The sequence below is a fragment of the Acinetobacter sp. AS5 genome (genome assembly GCF_048957595.1).
GTDB lineage: Bacteria > Pseudomonadota > Gammaproteobacteria > Pseudomonadales > Moraxellaceae > Acinetobacter.
Genome location: NZ_JARDAL010000021.1, coordinates 1 through 23965, shown reverse-complemented (window position 1 = coordinate 23965; position 23965 = coordinate 1). Strand labels below are relative to the sequence as shown.

General features: G+C 42.4%; 20 protein-coding genes. 9 read left to right on the top strand and 11 right to left on the bottom strand.

Annotation, left to right across the window (positions count from 1 at the left end; all coding sequences use genetic code 11):
- Nucleotides 1-134: 134 nt before the first annotated feature.
- Nucleotides 135-665 carry a hypothetical protein gene (locus PV763_RS08340; RefSeq protein ID WP_005246167.1) on the top strand — a complete coding sequence of 177 codons (531 nt, stop codon included), beginning with the start codon at nt 135-137 and terminating at the stop codon, nt 663-665.
- A 521-nt stretch (nt 666-1186) separates the two neighbouring features.
- Nucleotides 1187-2236 carry a 3-deoxy-7-phosphoheptulonate synthase gene (locus PV763_RS08335; RefSeq protein WP_420937648.1) on the top strand — a complete coding sequence of 350 codons (1050 nt, stop codon included), beginning with the start codon at nt 1187-1189 and terminating at the stop codon, nt 2234-2236.
- 398 nt (nt 2237-2634) lie between these two features.
- Here the strand turns inward: PV763_RS08335 and PV763_RS08330 are convergent, their stop codons facing one another.
- Nucleotides 2635-3612 (bottom strand): GlxA family transcriptional regulator, encoded by a 978-nt coding sequence (locus PV763_RS08330; protein WP_420937647.1) that lies wholly within the window; start codon nt 3610-3612, stop codon nt 2635-2637.
- A 132-nt stretch (nt 3613-3744) separates the two neighbouring features.
- Here PV763_RS08330 and PV763_RS08325 point away from each other — a divergent pair, with 132 nt between their 5' ends.
- From PV763_RS08325 to PV763_RS08315, 3 genes are all read left to right on the top strand, one after another.
- Complete coding sequence (locus PV763_RS08325) at nt 3745-4629, top strand: MBL fold metallo-hydrolase (RefSeq protein ID WP_420937646.1); 885 nt, start codon at nt 3745-3747, stop codon at nt 4627-4629.
- Nucleotides 4630-4713: 84 nt separating this feature from the next.
- Nucleotides 4714-5256: a cysteine hydrolase family protein gene (locus PV763_RS08320; protein WP_313390264.1), complete on the top strand. Its 543-nt coding sequence runs from the start codon at nt 4714-4716 to the stop codon at nt 5254-5256.
- A 562-nt stretch (nt 5257-5818) separates the two neighbouring features.
- On the top strand, nt 5819-7018 hold the full coding sequence (locus PV763_RS08315; protein WP_420937645.1) for a PilT/PilU family type 4a pilus ATPase: 1200 nt from the start codon (nt 5819-5821) through the stop codon (nt 7016-7018).
- Nucleotides 7019-7098: 80 nt separating this feature from the next.
- Here PV763_RS08315 and PV763_RS08310 read toward each other — a convergent pair whose 3' ends face one another.
- From PV763_RS08310 to PV763_RS08265, 10 genes are all read right to left on the bottom strand, one after another.
- Nucleotides 7099-8274, bottom strand: coding sequence for an MFS transporter (locus PV763_RS08310; protein WP_420937644.1), 1176 nt, complete (start codon nt 8272-8274; stop codon nt 7099-7101).
- Nucleotides 8275-8525: 251 nt separating this feature from the next.
- Nucleotides 8526-8900 carry a glycine cleavage system protein GcvH gene (gcvH, locus tag PV763_RS08305; protein ID WP_004280423.1) on the bottom strand — a complete coding sequence of 125 codons (375 nt, stop codon included), beginning with the start codon at nt 8898-8900 and terminating at the stop codon, nt 8526-8528.
- 82 nt (nt 8901-8982) lie between these two features.
- Nucleotides 8983-10011, bottom strand: a complete 1029-nt coding sequence (locus tag PV763_RS08300) for an AraC family transcriptional regulator (RefSeq protein ID WP_004280421.1) — start codon at nt 10009-10011, stop codon at nt 8983-8985.
- 449 nt (nt 10012-10460) lie between these two features.
- The gene (locus PV763_RS08295; RefSeq protein WP_071850550.1) at nt 10461-12314 is read right to left on the bottom strand and encodes an ABC transporter ATP-binding protein; all 1854 of its coding nucleotides are present in this window, start codon (nt 12312-12314) and stop codon (nt 10461-10463) included.
- 226 nt (nt 12315-12540) lie between these two features.
- Nucleotides 12541-13815, bottom strand: a complete 1275-nt coding sequence (locus PV763_RS08290) for a mechanosensitive ion channel family protein (protein WP_005266301.1) — start codon at nt 13813-13815, stop codon at nt 12541-12543.
- A 165-nt stretch (nt 13816-13980) separates the two neighbouring features.
- Entirely contained in the window at nt 13981-14517 is a 537-nt protein-coding gene (locus PV763_RS08285; protein WP_420937643.1) for a DUF2058 domain-containing protein, read from the bottom strand.
- Nucleotides 14518-14532: 15 nt separating this feature from the next.
- Complete coding sequence (locus PV763_RS08280; RefSeq protein ID WP_262466475.1) at nt 14533-15207, bottom strand: YoaK family protein; 675 nt, start codon at nt 15205-15207, stop codon at nt 14533-14535.
- A 42-nt stretch (nt 15208-15249) separates the two neighbouring features.
- Entirely contained in the window at nt 15250-16446 is a 1197-nt protein-coding gene (gene sstT, locus PV763_RS08275; protein WP_420937642.1) for a serine/threonine transporter SstT, read from the bottom strand.
- Nucleotides 16447-16774: 328 nt separating this feature from the next.
- Nucleotides 16775-18523 (bottom strand): SulP family inorganic anion transporter, encoded by a 1749-nt coding sequence (locus PV763_RS08270; RefSeq protein ID WP_005246190.1) that lies wholly within the window; start codon nt 18521-18523, stop codon nt 16775-16777.
- Between the two features lie 216 nt (nt 18524-18739).
- Entirely contained in the window at nt 18740-19057 is a 318-nt protein-coding gene (locus tag PV763_RS08265) for an ArsR/SmtB family transcription factor (RefSeq protein WP_004280410.1), read from the bottom strand.
- Between the two features lie 282 nt (nt 19058-19339).
- On the opposite strand from PV763_RS08265, the gene cysK reads away from it, so the two are divergent.
- The 4 genes from cysK (at nt 19340) to PV763_RS08245 (ending at nt 23874) form a co-directional block, all read left to right on the top strand.
- Nucleotides 19340-20338 carry a cysteine synthase A gene (gene cysK, locus PV763_RS08260; protein WP_253114694.1) on the top strand — a complete coding sequence of 333 codons (999 nt, stop codon included), beginning with the start codon at nt 19340-19342 and terminating at the stop codon, nt 20336-20338.
- Between the two features lie 185 nt (nt 20339-20523).
- Nucleotides 20524-23223: a heavy metal translocating P-type ATPase gene (locus PV763_RS08255; RefSeq protein WP_336019197.1), complete on the top strand. Its 2700-nt coding sequence runs from the start codon at nt 20524-20526 to the stop codon at nt 23221-23223.
- Complete coding sequence (gene cueR / locus PV763_RS08250; RefSeq protein WP_004280407.1) at nt 23223-23630, top strand: Cu(I)-responsive transcriptional regulator; 408 nt, start codon at nt 23223-23225, stop codon at nt 23628-23630. The genes PV763_RS08255 and cueR overlap by 1 nt, the downstream gene beginning before the upstream one ends.
- 49 nt (nt 23631-23679) lie before the next feature.
- Nucleotides 23680-23874, top strand: a complete 195-nt coding sequence (locus tag PV763_RS08245; RefSeq protein ID WP_420937641.1) for a heavy-metal-associated domain-containing protein — start codon at nt 23680-23682, stop codon at nt 23872-23874.
- Nucleotides 23875-23965 lie beyond the last annotated feature (91 nt).

Genomic DNA, 23965 nt, shown 5'->3' with positions numbered 1-23965 from the left:
AGTGCATGAAAGCCTCACAGAGAGTCACTGAAACAACACACGCCTGCTAATGTCATTACATGCCAGATGCTTATATTAAATAGGACGTATGAAAATACGTGATAAAACCATTTTAAAGAATAAGGATAAGCTCTATGTCGAATGATAATTTTGATCGTGATGTAATTAAGAATGCGCCTAAAGATGTCCGCGATGATTTAAATGCTGATCCAATTACTGGTGAACCTGGTGCTCATCCTGTGGGTACAGGTGTCGGTGCTGCAGGTGGCGCAGCAGCTGGTGCAGCCATTGGTGCTGCAGGCGGTCCAGTCGGTGTCGCTGTTGGTGGTGTAGTCGGTGCTGTTGTTGGTGGTCTGGCAGGTAAAGGTGTAGGCGAAGCTATAAATCCAACAGAAGAACAGGCTTACTGGCGTGATAATTCGATCAATACGCCATACTATTCAGATGCCCGTACTACCTATAGCGATCTGGATTATGACCGTGATTATGATACGGCCTACCGAGTCGGTTATGAAAACCGTGGCAGTTATGATGCTCATACCCGTTTTGAAGATGTAGAACCTGATCTGAGACTGAAATGGGAACAAATAAAAGGCGAATCACGTTTAAACTGGGAACAGGCTAAATTTGCAGTGCGTGATGCCTGGAATCGTGTTTCACGTTAATTTTTAATCTTTGGATTAAACTGAAGTTTCATTGGTAAAACCCGCGATAGGTTTGCGGGTTTTACCAATTTTTGTGATACATATCAAGGTTTGATGAATCGATAAATAAAAGTAGAAAAGTTGATAAATATTTTTTTATATTTAATGCTTGTCAAATGATCACAGAGCGCGTATTTTAATTTCAGAATCACATTTTATGAAAGACATAACATGTTAAAGCAACCTATCATTTCAAACGCATATTTTTATTTCTGGCAGTTTAGCTAATTGCCTGAATGCGTTTGGGCAATGAAAAGGTTGCCCACCAGTTTATACCTGATCGGCAACCCTGATCAGGTTTTTTTATGCCTTTCATTTTTTACAATATTTTGGAGACAGCCATGACAAACTTTAACTATTCATACTTTAACAACTTTTATTGGTCTTATTTTAGTCAGCTAATGACACTCACAACACCTTCGATTAGACCCATAGCGCTCAAATAAAAGTTTGGACTGATTGCCAGTCCCAGGATTAAAGTCATGAATACTTCAAATACATCACAACAACATCATGCTGAAAGCATTTTAATTTTACCTCAGCAGCTTAAGCAGCAATTGCCACTGTCTCCGCAATTGGCCAGCCAAGTCGCTGAACATCGTCAAACCATTCAAAATATATTAGAAGGCAAGGATCATCGTTTGATGGTGGTCACAGGCCCATGTTCCATTCATGATGAAGCCTCCGCGCTAGACTATGCAGAAAAATTAAAACAGCTTCAGTCACAGCTATCTGATCAGATTTTCCTGGTGATGCGTGCTTATATCGAAAAACCACGGACTACGGTAGGCTGGAAAGGTTTCCTTTACGATCCAAATCTGGATGGTTCATCCAATATGCAATTGGGCTTGGAAAAATCCCGTGACTTATACCTCAAAATCATTGAAATGGGTCTGCCGATTGCCTCTGAAATCCTCAGCCCGATGGCAACTGCTTATTTCGATGACTTACTAGCTTGGGGCGCTATTGGCGCACGTACCAGCGAATCGCAAATTCATCGCGAAATTTCCAGCCATATGCCGTACAGCATCGGTTTCAAAAATGGTACTGATGGTTCGATCCAGATTGCACTAGATGCCATTCAGTCTGCCTCTCATCCACATCAATTCCTGGGTATGAGTCAGTCAGGTTTGCCATGCATTTTACACTCGCAAGGTAATCCGAAAGCACATTTGATTTTACGTGGCTCGAATAGCGGACCAAATTACCAATTGTCAGAAATTGAGAAAATCCGGGCCAAACATCAGATCGACTTACCGGCATTGGTGATTGACTGTAGTCATGGCAATAGCTCGAAAAATCCGATGCTACAGCCTGAAGTACTGGAACAGATCGTAGCAGAACGCTTACAGACCAATGTTCGTGGCGTAATGCTAGAAAGTCATTTGGTAGATGGCAACCAGAAAATTTCTGAGCAAATGACTTATGGTCAGTCTGTAACTGATGGATGTCTGGGCTGGACAAAAACAGAACAACTATTGTTAAATATGACTGACTCACTACGACTAGAAGGTTTGAAGCGTAGTGCTTAAAACTGCATGATGTCTTTCCTCAGTTGATTGGGGAAGGACAGAAAAAGTTAATGAGGAAATTTACCTTGATGTTTAAAATTGCTCATTAAACAGTTTAAAAATATAATGAATAAATAGACGCAAAGGTCGAGATTAATTTTTGCTAAGATGTGCATAATATATACTTAAATTTTATCTCCAGAAATTGGGGACAGTTTTGGCCTTAGGAAGACCGGGCCATTGAAAAAATCCTCGATTCGATTAAAAAGTGATCAATTTTATTGGCAAAATATTACAAACATGATTAAAAAAATACGAGTTGTTAAAAAGTCTATTTTTTGATCTTTCTGGTTTCGGGTTTATTGATTTAAGTATTTGATAAGTAACACTATTTAAAAATTTATTTCATATAATGCCCATTATGTTAAATGGGGCGGATTATTCTCATTAATGATCCCAAAAGCTTTTCTCCATGCTTGAGGGCTGGTACCATATTTTTCACGAAAATTTTTTCTAAATGACACGGTATTATTAAAACCTGAAAGCTCGGTTATCTTTTCGATAGACAAGTTTGTTGTTTCTAAGAGTTCACAACTTAATCTGATTCTTTCAGTATTCAGCCAATCGACTAAGGTCATACCTGTCGCTTTCTTAAAATGCCGTGTGAACGTCCTACGTGTCATATGTGTCCGTTCAGCTAGGCTTTCAATATTATGTTGTAAAGCTAAATTCTTTCTTAAAAAATCAAGTAATAGGTTAATTTGTGCATCCTGGCTCGACTCTGCTACTGGCTGTTCAATAAACTGAGCTTGCCCACCTTCACGGTGAGGCGGAATTACCATTACTCTAGAAACTTTATTTGCAATTTGTGCACTATAGATTTCACGTACCAAGTACAAGCAGCAGTCTAACGCTGCGCCTGTTCCTGCAGAGGTTACGATCCTTTGGTCTTCTACATACAAGGCATCATGATCAAGCTGAACCTGTGGAAATCGCTCACTAAAATCTTGTTCAGCCATCCAGTGCGTAGCTGCTTTTTTATGATCAAGTAAACCAGCATATGCCAATGCATAAGTTCCATAGCATAACCCTACAATTCTAATTCCAGTCTGATATGCACAATTTAGGGCATCGATAAGTACTTGTTCAGGCTCATGATTAAAATCATCCCATCCAGGAATAATAATAAGATCCGACTCTTTAATGAGTTCAATCCCACCATCAGGGATAATCATCATAGACTGTTCTGTTTTTACGGGTTGGCCATCTATAGAAAAAATTCTCAGATCAAATAAGCGTTTATCTTCAATCTTGATATTGAAAATGATATGGGGGATAGAGAAGTGAAATGGATTTATATTGGGATAAACGAATAATCCAATCACTGGTATGGCCATTCGATCTACCTCTCTAAAATAACAAATATAGCATGTTGTCCCAATAGTTTCGATGATTGTCCTTAAGGACAATTTTATTATTTGATTTTTCCTATCATGATTCGAGTATGACTCAATGATTGGATCTGGAACATGAATAAAATTTTAAGTAGCTCTGTTATTGCACTCTCTCTGGCAATGGCTTCAGTCCATTTATATGCGAATGATAAGGTGGTTCAGCGAGATACTTCTAAAGTTACGCATATACAAGAAATTCGCAATGCAACGATTAAAGTAACCTATGCTGATACGACTTTTTTAATTGACCCAATGTTTGCTAAAAAAGGGTTCTATGAAGGTTTCCCTGATACTCATCGTAGCTATTTACGGAACCCATTAGTCGATTTACCTATCAAGCCCGAAACGATTTTAGAAGGTGTAGATGCGGTAATCGTGACCCATACCCATTTAGATCATTGGGATGATGCAGCACAAGCGACTATTCCGAACAACATGCCAGTGTTTGTACAAAATAAAGAAGACCAGAAAGTCATTCAGTCACAAGGCTTCAAAGATGTTCGTGTATTAACGCAAGCGACCTTTGAAGGGATTAAGCTCACTAAAACTGGTGGTCAACATGGTACTGATGCGATGCACCGTATTCCTAAGCTTAAAGCTGGATTAGGTGAAGCAATGGGTGTGATATTTGAAGCTGCTGGCCATGAAACTGTTTATGTGGCAGGAGATACCATCTGGCGTTCTGAAGTTGATCAAGCGATTCAAACATTTAAACCTGATGTGATTGTCTTGAATACAGGTAACGCCTTGGTTGATGGCTTTAAAGAATCTATTATTATGGGCAAAGAAGATACTTATCGTGCAACCCAAAAAGCACCTAATGCTAAAATTGTCGCGGTTCATATGGATGCCATTAACCACATGTCGGTAACACGTGCTCAACTTGCAGAATATGTAGAAGACAAAGGGATTCAAGATAAGGTGTTAATTCCTATCGATGGTGAAACGCTTTCTTTCTAGAGTAACTTAAAGAAGTGGAATGCTTCCACTTCTTTAAAATCCTAAGCAGAACAAAACAAATATTAGTTAAGTAAAGGAATAGATATGTCAAAATCAGCTTTATTAGTTATCGACTTACAAAATGAATATCTACCTACAGGTAAATTACCATTGGTAAATATTGAACACGCTGCTGCTAATGCAGTGAAAGTAATTGCGAAGGCCCGTCAACAGGGTACTCAAGTGATTCATGTTCAACATATTGCTAATGCTGAATCGCCTATATTTGAACCTAGCTCAAATGGTATTGAATTTCAGGACACAGTTAAGCCGCAAGAAGATGAATCTGTGATCATTAAAAATCACATCAATGCGTTCTTAAATACGAATCTCAAAGAAATTTTAGATAGCAATCAAGTGACTGAGTTAGTCGTGATTGGTGCTATGAGCCATATGTGTGTTGATGCTGCTGTTCGTGCTGCTTCTGATTTTGGTTATAAGGTAAAAGTTATTCATGATGCTTGTGCAACACTAGACCTTGAATTTAATGGCGTTAAAGTACCTGCGGGCCATGTTCATGCAACATTAATGGCCGCTTTTGAATTTGCATATGCTCAAGTGATATCAACTGATGATTATGTTAGCTAAAGATTAAGATTTTCTAAAATTAACATAATACACGTTATTCGAAATTAAGAACTTTTTATTTTAATAACAATATCTTATATTGACTTAAAAAGCCCAAGCATCTGTGCCTGGGCTTTTTTAATGATCTATCACATTCCACGCTCAATATTTAAATAATGTTCCACGGTTTTGTTCAATTTTTATAAACATTGTCCTATTTTTCATAAGTCATTATTACATGTGATAGAACCGAAATTGGTACATAAAAAATAGGGAAGTTGGTAATCATAAGGAAAGAAAAATAATACTCTATATGTCTTAAAGGACAAATAATGAGTCGTCTGATAGAGTTTTACCATTTAAATGACAATCTTCTTTTTGAGCAGAGTTGCTTTAAAAAAGCGTACATATTGCAGGTTAATTTCATTTTTATTGAAGTAAATCACATAAAAACTTTAAAATATTTTCTTTATAAATCAAATGTGTTTGAGGCTTTTTAAAAAACGCTGCACAATGAAATCAAAATATTTTGGCATAAATCTAAGATTGAGATTTGTGCAGTTGTGCATTTCTGGGGGAAAAGATGTTCACGGTAGAATTATTGGACGAAGCAAAAAAATTCATGCATCACATGCTGACCAAGGTGGTGGAATATGGCGGTTCGGATTTATTTATTACGGCTGATTTTCCACCGAGTATTAAACATCAAGGCTTAATGAAACCTTTTGGACAGCAGGAACTCACCGCTGAAAAAACTAAGCTGTTTGCCTACAGCCTGATGAATGATAAACAGCGTAAAGAATTTGAAACTGAACTTGAGTGCAATTTTGCCATCACCGTGCCAGGTGTTTCCCGTTTTCGGGTAAATGTGTTTGTACAACAACTTAATGTTGGTATGGTGATTCGTACTATTACTGCAGAAATTCCAAATTTCCAGAAGCTTAAACTGCCTGAGTCACTCAAACATGTGATTATGGAAAAACGCGGACTGGTGCTGGTGGTCGGTGGAACCGGTTCAGGTAAATCAACCTCATTAGCTGCAATGATTGACTACCGTAATGAAAATTCGGCCGGGCATATCATCACTGTAGAAGATCCAGTGGAATATGTGCACAAGCATAAAAAATCCATGATTACTCATCGTGAAGTCGGAGTGGACTGCCATTCTTGGCATAACGCGCTAAAAAATACCTTGCGTCAGGCGCCAGATGTAATTCTGATTGGGGAAATTCGCGATACTGAAACCATGGAACATGCAATTGCTTTTGCTGAAACCGGACATCTGTGTCTGGGAACGCTGCACTCGAACAATGCCAACCAGACTTTGGACCGGATTATTAACTTCTTCCCGGAAGAACGCCGGAACCAATTATTGATGGATTTGTCATCCAATATGAAGGCGATTATTTCACAGCGTTTAATCCGTACTCAGGATGGTAAGGGCCGTCGGGCAGCGATTGAAATCATGTTAAATACACCACTGATTTCAGACTTGATTCTGAAAGGTGAATTCCATGAGCTGAAAGCCATTATGGCGAAATCCCGTGAACTGGGCATGCAGACTTTTGACCAAGCCTTATTTGACCTGTATAACCAAGGCGCCATTTCCTATGAAGAAGCCTTGCGCAATGCCGATTCTACCAATGAGTTACGCCTGCAGATCAAGCTGAAAAGCAATCGTCAGGACAGTACTGCACCAGCTAGTGAAGCAACCCAATTCACCATGATGCAAGATCCAAAAGCGGATGAGAAAGAAGCAGAGAATACTTTGGTGTCAGAATAAATAGTTATTCAAAAAATCACAGGCAGAATTTTCTGCCTGTTTTTATTTATCTTATTTATTATTCAATTCAATCCATAAAATTAGACGGTTTTGCGTTGTACCATCAGCTTAAAATAAACAATACTGCTTAAGGTTAAAATACCACACAGTAGAAAAGCAAACTGATAACTGTAAGCTGCAATGATGGCACCAATCAGCAGTGAACCGATGGCAATACCCAGGTCATAAAACGTATAAAAAGTTGAAGTTGCATAGCCAATTCGATGCTTGGGCGCACATTGAATCGCCAAAGTTTGAATACACGGCTGCACACTACCAAAGCCCACACCAACCATGACCGCAGCCAGCATAAATCCCCATAAGCTCTGAATCTGGCTCAGTAAAAATAAACCCGAACTAAAAGCCAGCAATGCCGGATAAATCACATATTGCGGGCCTTTACGATCATAAATCTTTCCGGTGATCGGCCGTAAGCTCATCATGGAAATCGCAAAAACCACAAAGAATAAACCTGCATAGGCCATTAAATCCTTGCTGGCTGCGAAGGGTGCGATAAAAGACATGATGCTCGCATAAGAAAAAGAAATCAGCATGGCCAATACTGCGACAGGCAGCACTTTCTTTTCCACAAAATCTGTCAGCTCAAGCGAGGTTTTCTTATTGGTATTTTTGATGATTTTTTCAGGTTCTTTGACCGGAATCAAAAAACAGAAGGCAAATCCGATAAAAACCAAGACGATCAATAGCATACTGACCTGAAAATAAGACCAGTATTCCATCAGGCTTAGACCTATTAACGGACCTAAGACAATCCCCAGATTAACCGACATGACAAAATAGCCCATGCCTTCACCTTTACGCTGCTCCGGAATAAACTGGTTCACAACAGGCACGCAAACTGTGGTCAAGATACTGAACCAGATGCCATGTAAGAAACGGATGATAAACAGAATCGTGACTTGATCTGCCAACAGATAAGTAAGTGAAAACAGGCTAAAGAACACTTCAGAAATAATCAGGGTTCTACGTACCCCAAATTTTTCGATAATTAAACCGCTAAAAGGTCGCACTGCAATGGCAGAGACCATAAACAAAGTCATGGCCAGCCCCGCCTGGGTCAGGTTGCCGCCTAATTCTTTTAAGATATAAATCGGCAAAATTGTGGTTTGCGCAAAATAGAAAATAAATAAAAACAGGTTGTTGGCCAGACAAAGCACAAATGACTTGGTCCATAATGGCGCTGCATTGGCGTTCATGATTTTCCTAAAATGATATGCTGTAAGACGCTGGGCTCAGCATGGGAAATTATTGTTATAAATAAGCGCGACCTATTCAGGAGCGAAATGGATATGAGCAAGACTTTAGGAAAAATAAGTGAAAAATAAGTGAAAAATACAATGATATTTCATGATAAATGCATGAAATTTAATTTGAACTGGGAAATACAACGATTAATCTTTAATAAAAAAATCAGCCCGGAGGCTGATTATCTGAATCTTAGACCAGTTTAGAGGCCAGCTTCATATTCTGTATTGGAAAGCAGCTTTTCGACATCTGCCATATTGTCTGGCTTGATTTTATAAATCCAGCCTTTGCCATATGGGTCGTCATTAATGAAATCAGGATCATCTTCAAGATCAGGATTGATTTCAACTACCACACCAGACACCGGCGCATGAATATCAGAAGCTGTTTTTACTGATTCAACCACGCCAGCTTGTTCGCCCGCAGTGATATGTGAATCAAGATCTGGTGCTTCGACATAGACCAAATCGCCTAACGCATCCTGTGCATGGTCGGAAATACCGGTCACAACAAGATCACCCTCAATGCGGACCCATTCATGTGTACTTGCGTACTTTAATTCTGCAGGATGATTCATTGATAACTCCTTAAAAATCTTAAGATCATTTTTGACATGTTTTATACATTCTTTTTAAGAAAAACAAAAGGCTTATGCTCCTTTATAAATAAGGATCTTTGCGCCAGTTGCTCGGGCTGCGGCCACTCCAGCGTTTAAACGCCCGGCTAAAATTGGCGACATCACTATAACCCAGTTCATCGGCAATCTGTTCCAGAGTAAAATCTGTCCGGGACAATAATGAGGTGGCATGCCGGTAACGAACTTCATCGACTAGGGTAGAAAAGGAGGTGCCTTCGGCGGCGAGTTGACGTTTTAAGGTGCGGTCAGACATGTGTAAGCGATCTGCCACACTTTCAATACTCAGATAATGCTGCTCGGCATGGGTCAAGATATCTCGGACGCGCATCGCAATCCGATGCCGTTCGCCCAAGGCAGAAAGTTCCGTTTCACACTGGTTAATCGCAATCTGGCTGGCAATCGGATCGGCGTGCACCAGCTTATTCATCAGGTAACTTTTATCAAAGCTCAGAATTAAATGCGGTTGTTCAAAACGGAACTGATGCGTTGGAAACTTCGCCATAAAGCGTTCAAAACCTTCCGGCTTCTTAAAATCGAAGTCGATTTCTCCCGTGGCATCGGTAACGCCTGTAATGGCTTTGGCCATACTGATCAGACCAATCATCAAGGCAATGGAAATTTCGGTGCGCAGCGGTTCAAGCTGAATATCGGTTTGCAGCTGTACCGTGGCTTTAGCACCAAAAGTCGAGAAAAACAGTTGCAGGAAGGGTAAACGAAGTTGAATAAATCGATTCGCCAGTACCAGCGCATCGGTAATATTATTCGCCGTCATAATCGCATAGCCAATAAAGCCATGAATCGAGATCCGCATCTGTGTGCCGAGATGATAACCCAAGGTCGGCTCTCCGGTCAGTTTCAGGGCATATTTGACCAGTTCGTTGGCGACAGGGGTTGGAATACGAAAATCAGGATCTGCCAACTGTTCACTGGTCAGGCTAAAAGGTTGGAAAAGCGATTCATTGTTATAACCCCAGCGGGAAATGACATCGAGAAGCAGGAGACCGTAAACACCTGGAATTCCTTGGTCTTGGCGTGGAGCAATTGTTTTCATGCGCGATCCGTTGCACTCATTCAAATTTTTTTATTTATAAATAGATATTGGCATGAAGCCGCCAAATTTTTCATTAAAATTGTTGGACAAAATTTTGGCGATTGTGACTCTGCCACTGGCAGATTAGTCTAAATTCAGCATTAAAATCAATTTAAACCACATAATTTTATTGATGAAATTAAAATTATTTTATTGAACCGGACACATCTCTGCATTGGCTGACTAAGGACAAGGAAATTGCTTAAGCATTGAATAGGACTTCTTCAGAGAGCTTTCAGAACTAGAGAGTTATGTCATTTCATTAAAATACCAGATAGATGGCAACTTGCTGTTCATCTGTAGAGAAAATTTTAAAAAGAGAGGTCTGGCAAAGTTTTCCTTTTTCCAGACCTGTTCAATATTAAGGACGAGCAAATGATCAGAAGTTTTGAAATCTTCTACAGATCATATTATTCATGATCTTTTGATGCTTTGACCTGTTGCTGAATCAGCATGCCACCAGTTTGACGCTGCCAAAGTTGGGCATAGATGCCATTTAATGCCACCAGTTCATCATGCGTGCCTTGCTCGGCGATTCGACCTTGATCCAGTACAATCAGACGATCCATCTGGGCAATGGTAGACAGGCGATGCGCAATTGCAATCACGGTTTTACCTTGCATCAAGTCGTCCAGACTGTTTTGAATTGCTGCTTCGACTTCAGAATCCAGCGCACTGGTCGCTTCATCCAGAATCAGAATCGGCGCATCTTTCAGGAATACACGTGCAATTGCAATTCGCTGACGCTGTCCGCCGGAAAGTTTCACGCCACGTTCACCGACATAGGCTTCATAGCCTTTTTTGCCACGCAAATCCGTCAGATTAGGAATAAATTCTTCTGCTTTGGCTTTACGCACAGCTTCAAACATTTCTTCATCAGTCGCATCTGGACGACCATATTTAATGTTTTCCGCGACAGTGCGATGTAGCAGTGAAGTATCTTGAGTCACTAATGCAATATTCTTGCGCAAACTGTCCTGAGTCACATCGTCAATATCCTGACCATCAATCAAGATACGACCCTGGTTAATATGATAAAAATGCAGCAACAGTTGAATCAGGGTAGATTTCCCTGCACCTGAACGGCCGACAATACCAATTTTTTCACCTGGGCGAATGGTCAGATTAAACTGATCAATCACGTTTTTATCATTATAGGCAAAGCTGACATTTTCGAATTTAATTTCACCGTGATTGAGCTGTAGCTCTTTGGCACCCGGTTTATCTTCAATGGCAATTTTGCGGCCTAAAGTTTTCATACCATCCTGAATGGTACCGACATTTTCAAACAGGGCAGAGGTCTGCCACATCATAAATTCGGCAATACTGTTCAGTTTCAGTACCATTGCTGTAGTTGCAGCAATAATGCCCAGCTCGGCCTGACCTTCCATCCACAACCAGATCGCAGTACCCAGTACGCCGCCATATAACACTACACTCAGCAGTAAAATACTGATTTCGTATTGGGCTCCCAGACGCATCTGTTTATATACCGTTACCATAAATTCCTGCATAGAGGTCTTGGCATACTGACTTTCACGGCCGGCATGAGCAAACAGCTTCACGGTCTGAATATTGGTATAGGCATCCGTAATACGCCCGGTCATGACGGCACGGGCATCCGCCTGAGCATTGGAAATTTTGCTCAAACGTGGAATGAAATAACACGCTGCACAGATAAACAAGGCTAGCCAGACCATCAATGGAATGATCAGCAAGGGTGAAATTGCACCCAAAACAATATTGATGGTGATGAAATAAATCAGCACATAAGCCAGCATGTCACCCAGAATGACCCAGAATTCGCGTACTGCCAGAGCGGTTTGCATAACTTTGGCCGATAATCGTCCGGCAAAATCATTGTGGAAAAAATCCAGGCTTTGTTTCATGAGCAGATTATGAAAGCGCCAGCGTAAACGCATCGGGAAATTGCTATACAAAATCTGATGCTTAATTAGGGATTGGGCGCTAGCGAAAAAAATATTGGCCAGAAGAACAATACTCAGTAAGGTTAAATTGCTAGCATGCTGTTCCAGAAAAGTATCGGGCTGGCTTTTACTGAGCCAGTTCACCAGCTCACCAATTTTTGAATACAGAAAAGCTTCGAAGCTGGCAGCACCGGCAGTACACAGTACCAGAATCAGCAAATAACGGCGGACTCCATAGGCTGCCCGCCAGACAAATGGAAAAAACTTGGTCGGTAAAGGTTGGTTCAGATTTTTGGTGGGATAGGGGTCAACCAGTCTTTCAAGCCATCGAAACATTATCGTACTCTTATCATGCATTTTGCTTTTCGGGAATTATAAAGGATTCTGTTTTTTTAAGCCCGTAATTGGGTGAAATTGCCACAAAATGATTCACTCAATTAAAACTTGGATTATAAAAATTAAACTAAAGCCAGATTTATGCCAGTCAGGTTTTAAATAGATGAGGAAATAAAAAAGCCTGAAATGCAGCAGCACCTCAGGCTTGAGATTGGATGACTTGTATTTAAGTAATAATAGAAGACGGTTGAGTAAATGCTTCCTTTAAATCAAGACCTGAAGGCGCTTGATAGACCTTTAATCCAAATTCCGGAATAATCGCCAGCAGATGATCCATGATATCCGACTGGATATTTTCATACTCCACCCAGGCGGTGGTATTAGTAAAGGCATAAATCTCTAATGGTAAACCCTCACTGGTTGGCTGCAATTGGCGCACCATCAGGGAATGATTTTTACTAATGCCCGAATGTTGTTGCAGATAAAACTCTACATAGGCACGGAAAGTTCCCAGATTGGTGAGACGACGCTGGTTATATTGCGAATGATGACTCAGTTGCAGGTTAAATTGTTCCAGCTCTTCTGATTTGGTATTCAGGTACTGATCGAGCAGAATAAAATTTTTCAGCTTGTTCTGTTCTTCAGCCGACATAAAATGCACGCTGCTTTGATCAATATGAATCGAGCGTTTGATCCGGCGCGCACCGGCTTCCTGCATACCACGCCAGTTTTTAAAGGTATCCGTCACCAGTTTATTGGTCGGAATGGTGGTCACCGTTTTATCAAAGTTCTGTACCGTAATGGTATGTAATGACATATCAATGACATCGCCGTCCGCATTCAGCGAGGGCATTTCGATCCAGTCGCCAATCCGCACCATGTCATAAGATGAAATCTGCACTGACGCCACCAGTGACAAAATGGTATTTTGAAAGACCAGCATCAACACCGCGGCCATGGCACCGAAGCCAGCCAGCAAGGTAAAGACATCCTTTTTCAGGAAAGTGCCGAGAATCATCAGGCCACAGACAATAAAGATAATCAGTTTGACCAGCTGCAAATAACCTTTAATCGGTTTGTTACGTGACTTGGGATTACGCTGATAGACCAGGTTAAAAATATTCAGTAATTCACCAAGAGCCAGGGCAATCGTCAGGAAGATAAAAGCCTGTGCCCCCATTTGCACAAAGGACTCAACCTTGTCAGATAAATGCGGTACCGTGGTAATCCCGTTCATGATCACCACTGCCGGAACAATATTGGCAATCCGGCGAATCACGCTATGCTCAGCAAAAATCTGATTATTGGCAAAAGGCATTCTGGAAATCAGTTGACGTATTCCGCGTACCACAATCTGTTTGGCAAATAGATTGGCAAGAATCGCCAGTAAAATCACAATACTCAGTGAAGATAGCATTTCCAGCCATGGGTACTGATTTGCCCATTCTTGAATATTCCGAATAAAATTAAACTGTTCCAAACGATCTTTCTCTTCAATCAAAAATTTAGATCAAGTTTATAGGTTTGGATCAGATTTTTTAATATTGGATAACTTTTTAAAACATATCTATTGGTGCAAATCGTTCAATAAAAGTGCCTACAAATAAAAAACCGGCGACTTCGCCGGTTTATGATCTTCGATATTTCAGTAATGATATCGCGATGCTTACCACATCAAGTCATCAGGAATAACATAAGCTGCATATGGATCTTCTTCATCGGTGGTTTCTTCATTTTTCTCTGAATTATTCACAATGATAAAGCCCTGCATTTTCGCATTGATACGCTCTGCCAGAGCTTTAGGCAAGAAAGCATAGCTGTCATTTTCACGTGCAATCACCAGACTGCCTGCCACCAGTGCATTATAGATCTGTTGGTTTAAATAGACCTTTTTAATTTTGCTGTCATCAATAAACTGATACACCGCATCGCCGTCAGTATCACGGATTTTATGTTGGTTAATCATTTGCATGATTGCGGCTTTCAGCTCTTTTTCCTGCAAAGCTGCTTTTTTCTCTTGCTCAATCGCCTGATCTTTGGCCATTTTTTGCTGTTTGTCTTGTTCAATCTTGGCCTTGATTTCAGCCTCGGTACTGTCACCGGTGCGTTTTTCATGCACAGCCTGTTTAGACAGTTTTTTGGCTTTTTTATTGTCGACCAATCCTGCCTTTAACAATTGTGCCTGCAATGCATTTTTAACCATGAGAATGTCCAGATATTAGTCGTGTTGATGTCGATAACGTAAATAAATCACCCAATAGATGAGACTGAGAACCAGACTCAGCACTGCCGGGATCAGGAATGCATTTAATTTTAAATAAGGATATAGCCAGCTGGCAAGAATGCCGCCGCTTAAAAAACCGAGCAAAATAAGCAGATGCAAAACCACGCGTCGTGATTCTACCTCCAAACCGCGCAACCGGTAGCCCATCGCCAAGCCGAGGTCGGTCAGTACACCAGATAAATGCGTGGTGCGAATGATGGCACCTTTATAGTGGCTAACCATGGCATTTTGCACACCCATGGCAACACAGGCCCATAACAAGGCGTAGCGCGGGAAATAGGGCAATAATAACCAGCAGATCAAAATAAAAATAGCCACCAGGCTTAAAGGGTAACCATAAAGTTGCCCCAGGCGAAAGTGACTATTTCCAAGAATGAGCCCGCTATAGGATGAACCAATGACATAGCAGAGTGTGACCAAAAAGAGATACAACATCTGTTCTGGTTGCCAGTTCAGCAGGGCCATGGCCAGCATGCTGACATTGCCGGTCATATGTGAAACAGACTGGTGCAGTACCGTCACCAGACCCAGGACGTTAATCATGCCAGCATTGACCGCAAGAAAAAACGCCCCTAATTGTACCCAGGTAGGTAAACGCTGTAATGGCATAACAACATCATTGGCTAAACATATTGATTAATCAATATAAAATCAATTTGATGCGCGGTCTACTGCTGCAGTAAATAAAACATCAGTCGATGAGTTTAGCGCGGTTTCAGTAGAATCCTGTAATACGCTGATGACCATACCAATCGCAACGACTTGCATGGCGATATCCGAAGAAATACCAAACAGGCCACATGCAACTGGAATCAGTAACAATGAACCGCCTGCAACCCCTGAAGCGCCACATGCCGAAACGGTTGCCACCACAGAAAGAATGAGCATAGTGCTGAAATCGACGCTAATCCCCAAAGTATTTACAGCCGCCAATGACAATACAGTAATGGTCACAGAAGCACCTGCCATGTTGATCGTAGCACCCAAAGGAATTGCGATACTTGAAGTTGATTCCTTGACGCCCAGACGTTTTGCCAAGTCCAGATTGACCGGAATGTTGGCTGCTGAACTACGGGTAAAGAAGGCGGTAATGCCACTTTCACGTAAGCAGGTGAACACCAGTGGATAAGGATTTTTGCGAGTAACGGCAGCAACAAGCAACGGATTGATGACCAGTGCAACAAACACCATTGTGCCTAACAATACAGTCAACAAATGTACATAGCTCGTCAGCGTGTCCAGACCAGATTCAGCAAAAGTCACCGCAACCAGACCAAAAATACCCACAGGTGCAAAGCTGATCACTAAACGAATCACATAGTTCACTGCAAAGGCTGCATCATTCAAAAGCGTCTTGGTGCTATCCGATGCATGACGGAAAGCAATGCCCAATGCTACTGACCAGGCCAGAATGCCAATAAAGTTTGCTTCAGCAATTGCAACAACCGGGTTGGCGACAAAACTGAGCAGTAAATTCTTCAGGATTTCTACCAGACTGCTAGGTGGCTGTAATTCAGCTTGTGCAGCGATATCCAGAAACAGCGTACTTGGAAATAAGATGCTCGACACCACAGCGCTCAGTGCAGCAAGGAACATACCCACTGCATACATGATCATAATCGGTTTGATGGGGGTGTTGGATTGACCCACCTTAAAATTCGCGATAGAAGCTAAAACTAAAATGAAAACCAGAATCGGTGCAACAGACTTCAAGGCTTTAATAAACAGGTCGCCCAATAGGCTTAATGAGGGAGTAGCTTCGGGAAATACCACAGCCACACCCACACCTAAAATAATGGCGATGATGATTCGAGAGACTAAGCTCATGCGCATAAGGGCAGAAAACATAAGGTTGCCTTGTGAAAATTACGAGGGCTAAATTTGGGAAAAAGTTGCGCTATTTTATACTTAATTTAAACAAGGCTTAAAATATATTTTTATATAAAAACCAAGATATTGATATTGTTGATTTATTCTAAAACTAATTGCTTTAAAACAGCGCTTATATTGAAGAAAAACTTCCTAAAATGATGAATAAATCAGCGCTTTTAAAATTGTATTCATGAAATAAATATCAAAGTTAAATAGATAAATTCAAATTATATTTGAAAATTCAGAAAAAACTGCACTTATGACCAGCTGGAATCTCCGGCCATAAGTTCCAGTATCTGCTGTTTTAAATCGTATAATCTTTATGCTGCTCAAAGATCTCTGGCGCCAAGTCCTGAATCGCCTGAAAATGGGTCAGATAAATGCGCCCGCTCAGATGCGTCATCAATTTAGAAGCTTGCAGCTTGTCCATGACCGGACCTTTAACTTCGGCAAAATGCAGGCGAATATCCAGTTTGGCCAGTTCCGCATTTAAATCTTCCAGCATTTCCAAGGCACTCAGATCAATCGCACTGATGCTGGAACAGTTAATAATCACATGTTGCAGCTGGTCATTCAGGCTGATCTCATTGATCAGATAACCTTTGAAGCTATTGGCATTCAGAAACGTCAGATTCTCATCAATCCGCAGTGACAGCACCCGATCGGAGGTACTGACCTGATGCCGCTGAATATTGCGAAAATGCTGGGTTCCTTCGACCAGACCGACGACCGCAATATGCGGTCGGCTGATTCGCCATAGCATCAGCACAAATGTCGACACGATCCCAATAATCAAACCTGTGGAAATATCAATCAGGACCACGCCGAGAAAGGTAATCCACATGGCAAGACCATCTGCCTTGGAATAACGCCAAGCATCAAAAAATGGCTGGAAATTAACCAGCTTCCAGATGGAAACAATAATCGTCGCGGCCAGAATGGTCAGCGGCAAATCTTCAAAAAATCCGGTAAAGAACAGGCTCACAAAAATAATCAGAATCGAGGATAAAACACCGGCCATGGGTGATTTAGCACCGGCATCGGCATTCACCACCGTCCGCGACAGGCTGCCCGTCACAGGAAAAGCTGAACTTACGCCTGCACTGATATTGGCCAGGCCGAGTGCAATCAGTTCCTGATTACTGTTTAAATGACTGCGTTGCTGTAAGGCTGTCGCTTGAGCAATCGACAAGGATTCCACAAAACTGATCATGGCGATCATGCTGGCACCCGGTAACAAGGTCATCACCAGTTCCAGGTTCCAGTGTGGAAAGGACAAGGGCGGGAAACCGGATGGGATTGCACCGACCGTTTTAATGCCCTGAAGCTTTAAATCCAGAAAGACAATCGCCACAATGCCGAGACACACCAGAATCAGGGGCACTGCACGGACTAAAAAATCTGTAGAACCGATACGGCTTTGTACCGCCTGAGATTTTAATAACTTGGGCAGATAAATCAGCAGACCCATAGAAAGCAGGCCGAAAATCAGGCTCGGTACGTGCAGTAACGGAAAGTATTGCAGCAGACTGCTGGCAAACTCCGGAATGTTATTGGCTTTTAAGGGAAGATCGACCAAAAACTTTAATTGCCCAAAAGCAATCAATAAGGCAGAGGCAATAATAAAGCTTTGGATCACCGGATGACTGATCAACTGGATCAGAAAACCAAAACGGAATAATCCCAAAAGCAGGGAAATAATGCCGACCATGAGTGCCAATAAGGTCGCAGCTTCGATATAGACCGGTGAGTCGACTTCAAAAAGTGGATTGAGCGTAGCAAAAGTCATCATGGAAATGATGGCCACGGGGCCAATCGATAAAGTCGAACTCCCACCGAGCAGCGCATAAATGATCATCGGCAGGATGCTGGCGTATAAGCCCATGATCGGCGGCAATCCTGCCAGCATGGCATAGGCCATCCCTTGAGGCACCAGCATCGCCACCACAATCAGGGCAGCCAGCACATCAGACTTAAATTTGACCGGCGTGTAGTGGCTTAACCATGCCCAGGCAGGCAGTCTATGCAGAAGTTTAGACTTGGAATTTGGCATAAAAAGGTCTAAATCACAAATATAGATATATTATGCACAAATTCTGCTAAGAAGTCTTAGCTGATCTAGATTCTTGATGAATCATGTTTAAAATGAAACATCTGGGTCAGTCGTAGATCATTTAAAAAACTCTATGATCGTGATCTTAGTGGTGTAGAACGACCTCAATAAGAGTTTAAAGAAACTTATCTTGATGACTGAAAAAAGAAAGATTCTTTATTTAGCTGGATTGCCACAATACAATTGATAAAGGGTATTTAAGACCACAATCAAATTTTGATCTTTAATTGAATAATAAATCTGTTTGCCGTCGCGCCGGGTATCTACCACATCGCTTTTGCGCAACATCATGAGCTGCTGGGAAAGTGTCGGCTGTTTAATCTCAGTTATTTCCTCAATTTCTGAAACATTCAGTTCCGCTTGAGACAGATGACATAAAATAAGAAGACGGTCGGTATTGGCCAGAGATTTTAAAATGCCGACGACCTGTTCTGCTGAATCGCGCATAGTCGTGATTTCAAAATCGGTTTTCATTCAATATGTCCATTATAAAGTTACAGCCCGCTAATTATACGGGTCTTAGCCCGTAATACCTTGCTAAAAACAGTTAAGTTTTATGGTTTTTAATGAATTGAATTATCAATTAAAATTATATTTTAAATATTGATAGATAAGATAAATTTATTGCATAGTGTAGAAAGTATTTTAGTTCACATTCGTGCAATGAAGTGCAAGTTTCATCAAACATCTACAAAGCAAAAAAAATGCTTGTATGATGTTTAAGCGACTTGAACCAATAACATTAGGGATATCATCATGAGTACAGATTCAGCTTTTCCAACACCGAATAATTTAGGTATAGCGGTTTATAGTAATAATGCAGACGCGATTGGAAATACACCGCTTGTTCGTATTAATCGTGTGATTTCCGATCCTGCCACTGTACTTGCGAAAATTGAAAGCCGTAATCCGGCATTTTCAGTCAAGTGTCGTATAGGTGCAGCGTTGATTAATGATGCTGAAAAATCTGGCAAGCTCAAACCCGGTATGCATATTGTCGAGCCAACCAGCGGTAATACCGGGATTGCATTGGCTTTTGTTGCGGCAGCCAAAGGTTATGATATTACTTTGACTATGCCTTCAAGTATGAGTATTGAACGCCGTAAGGTGGTGAAAGCATTGGGTGCCAATCTGGTACTGACTGATCCGGCCAAAGGCATGAAAGGCGCGATTGAAGAAGCACAACGTCTAGTCAATGAAAATCCTGAACTGTACTACCTGCCACAACAGTTTGAAAATCCGGCCAATCCTAAAATTCATGAAGAAACTACGGGCCCAGAAATCTGGGAAGCGACTGCGGGCAATGTCGATATTCTGGTCGCAGGTGTCGGAACGGGTGGAACCATTACCGGTATTTCACGCTACTTTGAAAAAGTGAAAAACAAGCCTTTATATTCTGTGGCGGTGGAACCTGCTGAGTCTGCAATTATTGGTCAGGCCAAACGCGGTGAAGACATTACACCTGGACCACACAAAATTCAGGGGATCGGTGCCAACTTCATTCCAGGCAATTTGGACCTAGACCTCGTTGATGAAGTGATTGCCATTCATAGTGCAGATGCAGTCGAGTGGGCACGTAAAACAGCAGCTCAGGAAGGTATCCTGGTCGGTATTTCAAGTGGCGCGGCTATGGCAGCAGCGGCACAATTGGCGGCTCGCCCTGAAAATGCCGGTAAAAATATTGTGGTGATTTTGCCAGATGGTGGTGAACGTTACCTGTCTTCGATCCTGTTTGAAGATATTTCTGCTGAATAACATTGATGCATTTTATATTTTAAACACTGTTAGACAAGCCCGAAGTCATCTTCGGGCTTTTTATTGGGTAGTTTTAAATCGCAGCAGGACGCTGCATTATTTTTAAAATAGTCAGATGAAGGACTTGACCTTACCATGATGGGAATGTTTAAGCTATAACATCAACAGTGAGTTGAGGCATGGAGATGGGCATGGTAGAACAAGACAGCAACCGCTTATATGAGCAGCAGGTGCAGATTGGCGGTATGACCTGTGCCTCCTGTGTCGCTCGGGTGGAAAAAGCCTTGAAAAAAATTGAAGGTGTAGTCGAGGCATCTGTCAACCTGTCGACTGAAAAAGCTTTTATTAAAAGCCAGCAGCCGATTGCTGCCGCTGCGCTGGTTCAAGCAATTGAAAAATCCGGTTTCGATGTACCGACGCAACAGTTTGATTTGAACATTGAAGGCATGACCTGTGCATCCTGTGTGGCTCGCGTAGAAAAAGCCCTAAAAAAAGTGGAAGGCGTGTTGGATGCACAAGTGAATCTGGCCACTGAAAAGGCGCATGTGAGTGCGATCAATTCTGTGCCATTGTCCAAGCTGACTCAAGCCGTGCAAAAAGCCGGTTTTGATATTCAGAGCGATCGCATTGAACTGGCTATTGAAGGCATGACTTGCGCTTCATGTGTGGCACGTGTGGAAAAAGCTTTATTAAAAGTAGAAGGTGTCAGCGAAGCACAGGTCAATCTGGCCACCGAAACTGCCTGGGTGAAAGCCTCGCATGCCCAGATTCCGGCCTTGATTGCTGCGGTGGAGAAAGCCGGTTATCAGGCCACCATAAAATCTGGTAGGGATATGTCGACAGATAGCCATGATGCTTTTCAGGAAAAGAAAGCCAATGAAACGGCACAACTGAAACGAGATTTATGGCTTGCAGTCATTCTGACAGCGCCTGTATTTATTCTGGAAATGGGCTCGCACTTGATTCCGGCATTTCATCATTTTATTGCCTATACGCTGGGAACCCAGAACAGCTGGTATCTGCAGTTTGTGCTGACCACTTTGGTGCTGATGATTCCGGGACGGCGTTTTTATCAGCATGGGATTCCGGCATTATTACGTCTGGCACCAGATATGAATTCTCTGGTCGCAGTCGGAACCATTGCAGCTTACGGATTTTCCTGTATTGCGACCTTTTTTCCACAGCTGTTACCGCAGTCCACCGTGCATGTGTACTTTGAAGCGGCCGCCGTTATTGTCGCGCTGATTTTACTGGGGCGTTATCTGGAAGCTAAAGCCAAAGGTAAAACCTCGGAAGCGATTCAGTATCTGGTCGGTTTGCAGCCGAAAACAGCCCGAGTGCAACAAAATAATCACTGGGTTGATCTGGCAATTGCCGATGTACAACAAGGCATGCTGATTGAAATCCGCCCGGGTGAAAAAGTCGCCGTCGATGGTGAAGTGGTTGCCGGGCAAAGTTATATCGATGAAGCGATGATTAGCGGTGAGCCTTTACCTGTGGCCAAACAGGCTGGTGATCAGGTTGTCGGCGGTACGGTAAACCAGAACGGAACATTGCAAATCAAGGCTACTGCGGTCGGCCAGGATTCGGTACTGGCGCAGATTATTCAGATGGTGGAACAGGCACAAGGTTCAAAATTACCGATTCAGGCCGTGGTTGATAAAGTGACTTTATGGTTTGTGCCGGCTGTTATGGCGCTAGCGGCCTTGACCTTTATGGTCTGGTTCCTGTTTGGGCCTGAGCCGAATCTGACCTACGCCTTGGTAAATGCAGTCGCCGTACTGATTATTGCCTGTCCATGTGCGATGGGACTGGCGACTCCTACCTCAATTATGGTCGGAACTGGACGTGCAGCAGAACTGGGCGTGCTATTCCGTAAGGGTGAAGCTTTACAGTTGCTGCAACAAACCAAAGTCGTCGCGCTGGATAAAACCGGAACCTTAACTGAGGGAAAACCGCTGCTGACCGACTTTGAAGTCACTGCAGATTTTAATCAGCAGACCGTATTACAGCTCGTCGCTTCAGTGGAGGCCAAGTCAGAACATCCGATTGCCCACGCCATTGTTCAGGCTGCTCGTGAGCAAGAACTGGAACTGAGTAAAGTGACCGATTTTGATTCGATCACTGGTGCAGGGGTAAAAGCACAGGTTGCTGGTCAGCAGCTGCATATCGGTGCAGAACGTCTGATGCAGGACTTGGGCTTAAATGTCGATCTGTTTAGAGCCACTGCACAGAAGCTCGGTGATCAGGGTCGTAGTCCTTTATATGTAGCGATTAATCAGAAACTGGCTGCGATTATTGCAGTAGCCGATCCGATTAAACCAACTACTTATAGCGCGATTCAGGCCTTGCATGACCAAGGCCTCAAAGTGGCGATGATTACCGGGGATCACCAGCATACCGCACAGGCGATCGCCAAACAGCTGAAAATCGATCAGGTGATTGCCGAAGTCTTGCCGCATGAAAAAGTCGATGCAGTACGTCAACTCCAGCAGCAATATGGTGTGCTCACTTTTGTTGGAGATGGAATCAATGATGCGCCGGCACTGGCACAGGCCGATGTCGGTATGGCGATTGGTACCGGTACCGATGTCGCGATTGAAGCAGCCGATGTGGTGTTGATGTCAGGCAATTTACAGCATGTGGCAACGGGGATAGGCTTGAGTCAGGCGACCATGCGCAATATCAAACAGAACCTGTTTTGGGCCTTTGTCTATAATATTGCCTTAATTCCGATTGCTGCAGGTGTGCTATATCCATTCTGGGGCATCTTGTTATCGCCAATGTTTGCCGCAGGCGCGATGGCACTATCCTCCGTGTTCGTCGTCAGCAATGCCTTGAGATTAAAAGCCTATCAACCGGTGCAGTTTAAGGAGTCAGTATGATGAATATTGGTCAGGCCGCAAAACGGTCCGGCATCTCTGCGAAAATGATTCGTTATTATGAAGACATTGGTTTGTTGCCGGCTCCGAAACGTAGTGATACAGGTTATCGGGTTTATAGTGACGCGGACATTAAAACCTTAAGTTTTATCCAGCATGCACGTGAACTGGGATTTTCTTCAGAGCAGATGAAAGAGTTACTCGGCCTGTGGCTGAACAGCTCACGCCAGAGTAGTGAGGTCAAACAGCTGGCACAAAAACATATCCAGTTTTTACAACAGAAAATTGCCGATATGCAGCATATGCTATTAATTTTACAGCAATCGGTTGAGCAGTGTGCCGGCAATGAACAGTCTGATTGCCAGATTTTAAAACAGATTGAACAGGGTGTCGGAACTGAACAGCACTGACATGCGCTGTATTCACATCAATTTTTAAACCGATCCTATGGAGCTAAACATGAAATTCCGTATTGAAAATATGACTTGTGGTGGCTGCGCGCGCAGTGTCACGGCTACGATTAAAGATCTGGATGAAAATGCCACTGTGAATATTGATGTGGCGATTAAGCTAGTTGAAGTTGAATCGACAGTCAGTGAGTCTGAGATTGTGGCAGCTTTAACCGAAGATGGTTTCCCGCCTGTGGCAGCCTGATCATTGTCGAGTTAGATCGGCTTTGTTGCACAAAGATTTGAAATGCAAAGCGCCCCTAATTGAGCCAAATTTAAGGCGTAACTTGGGTAAG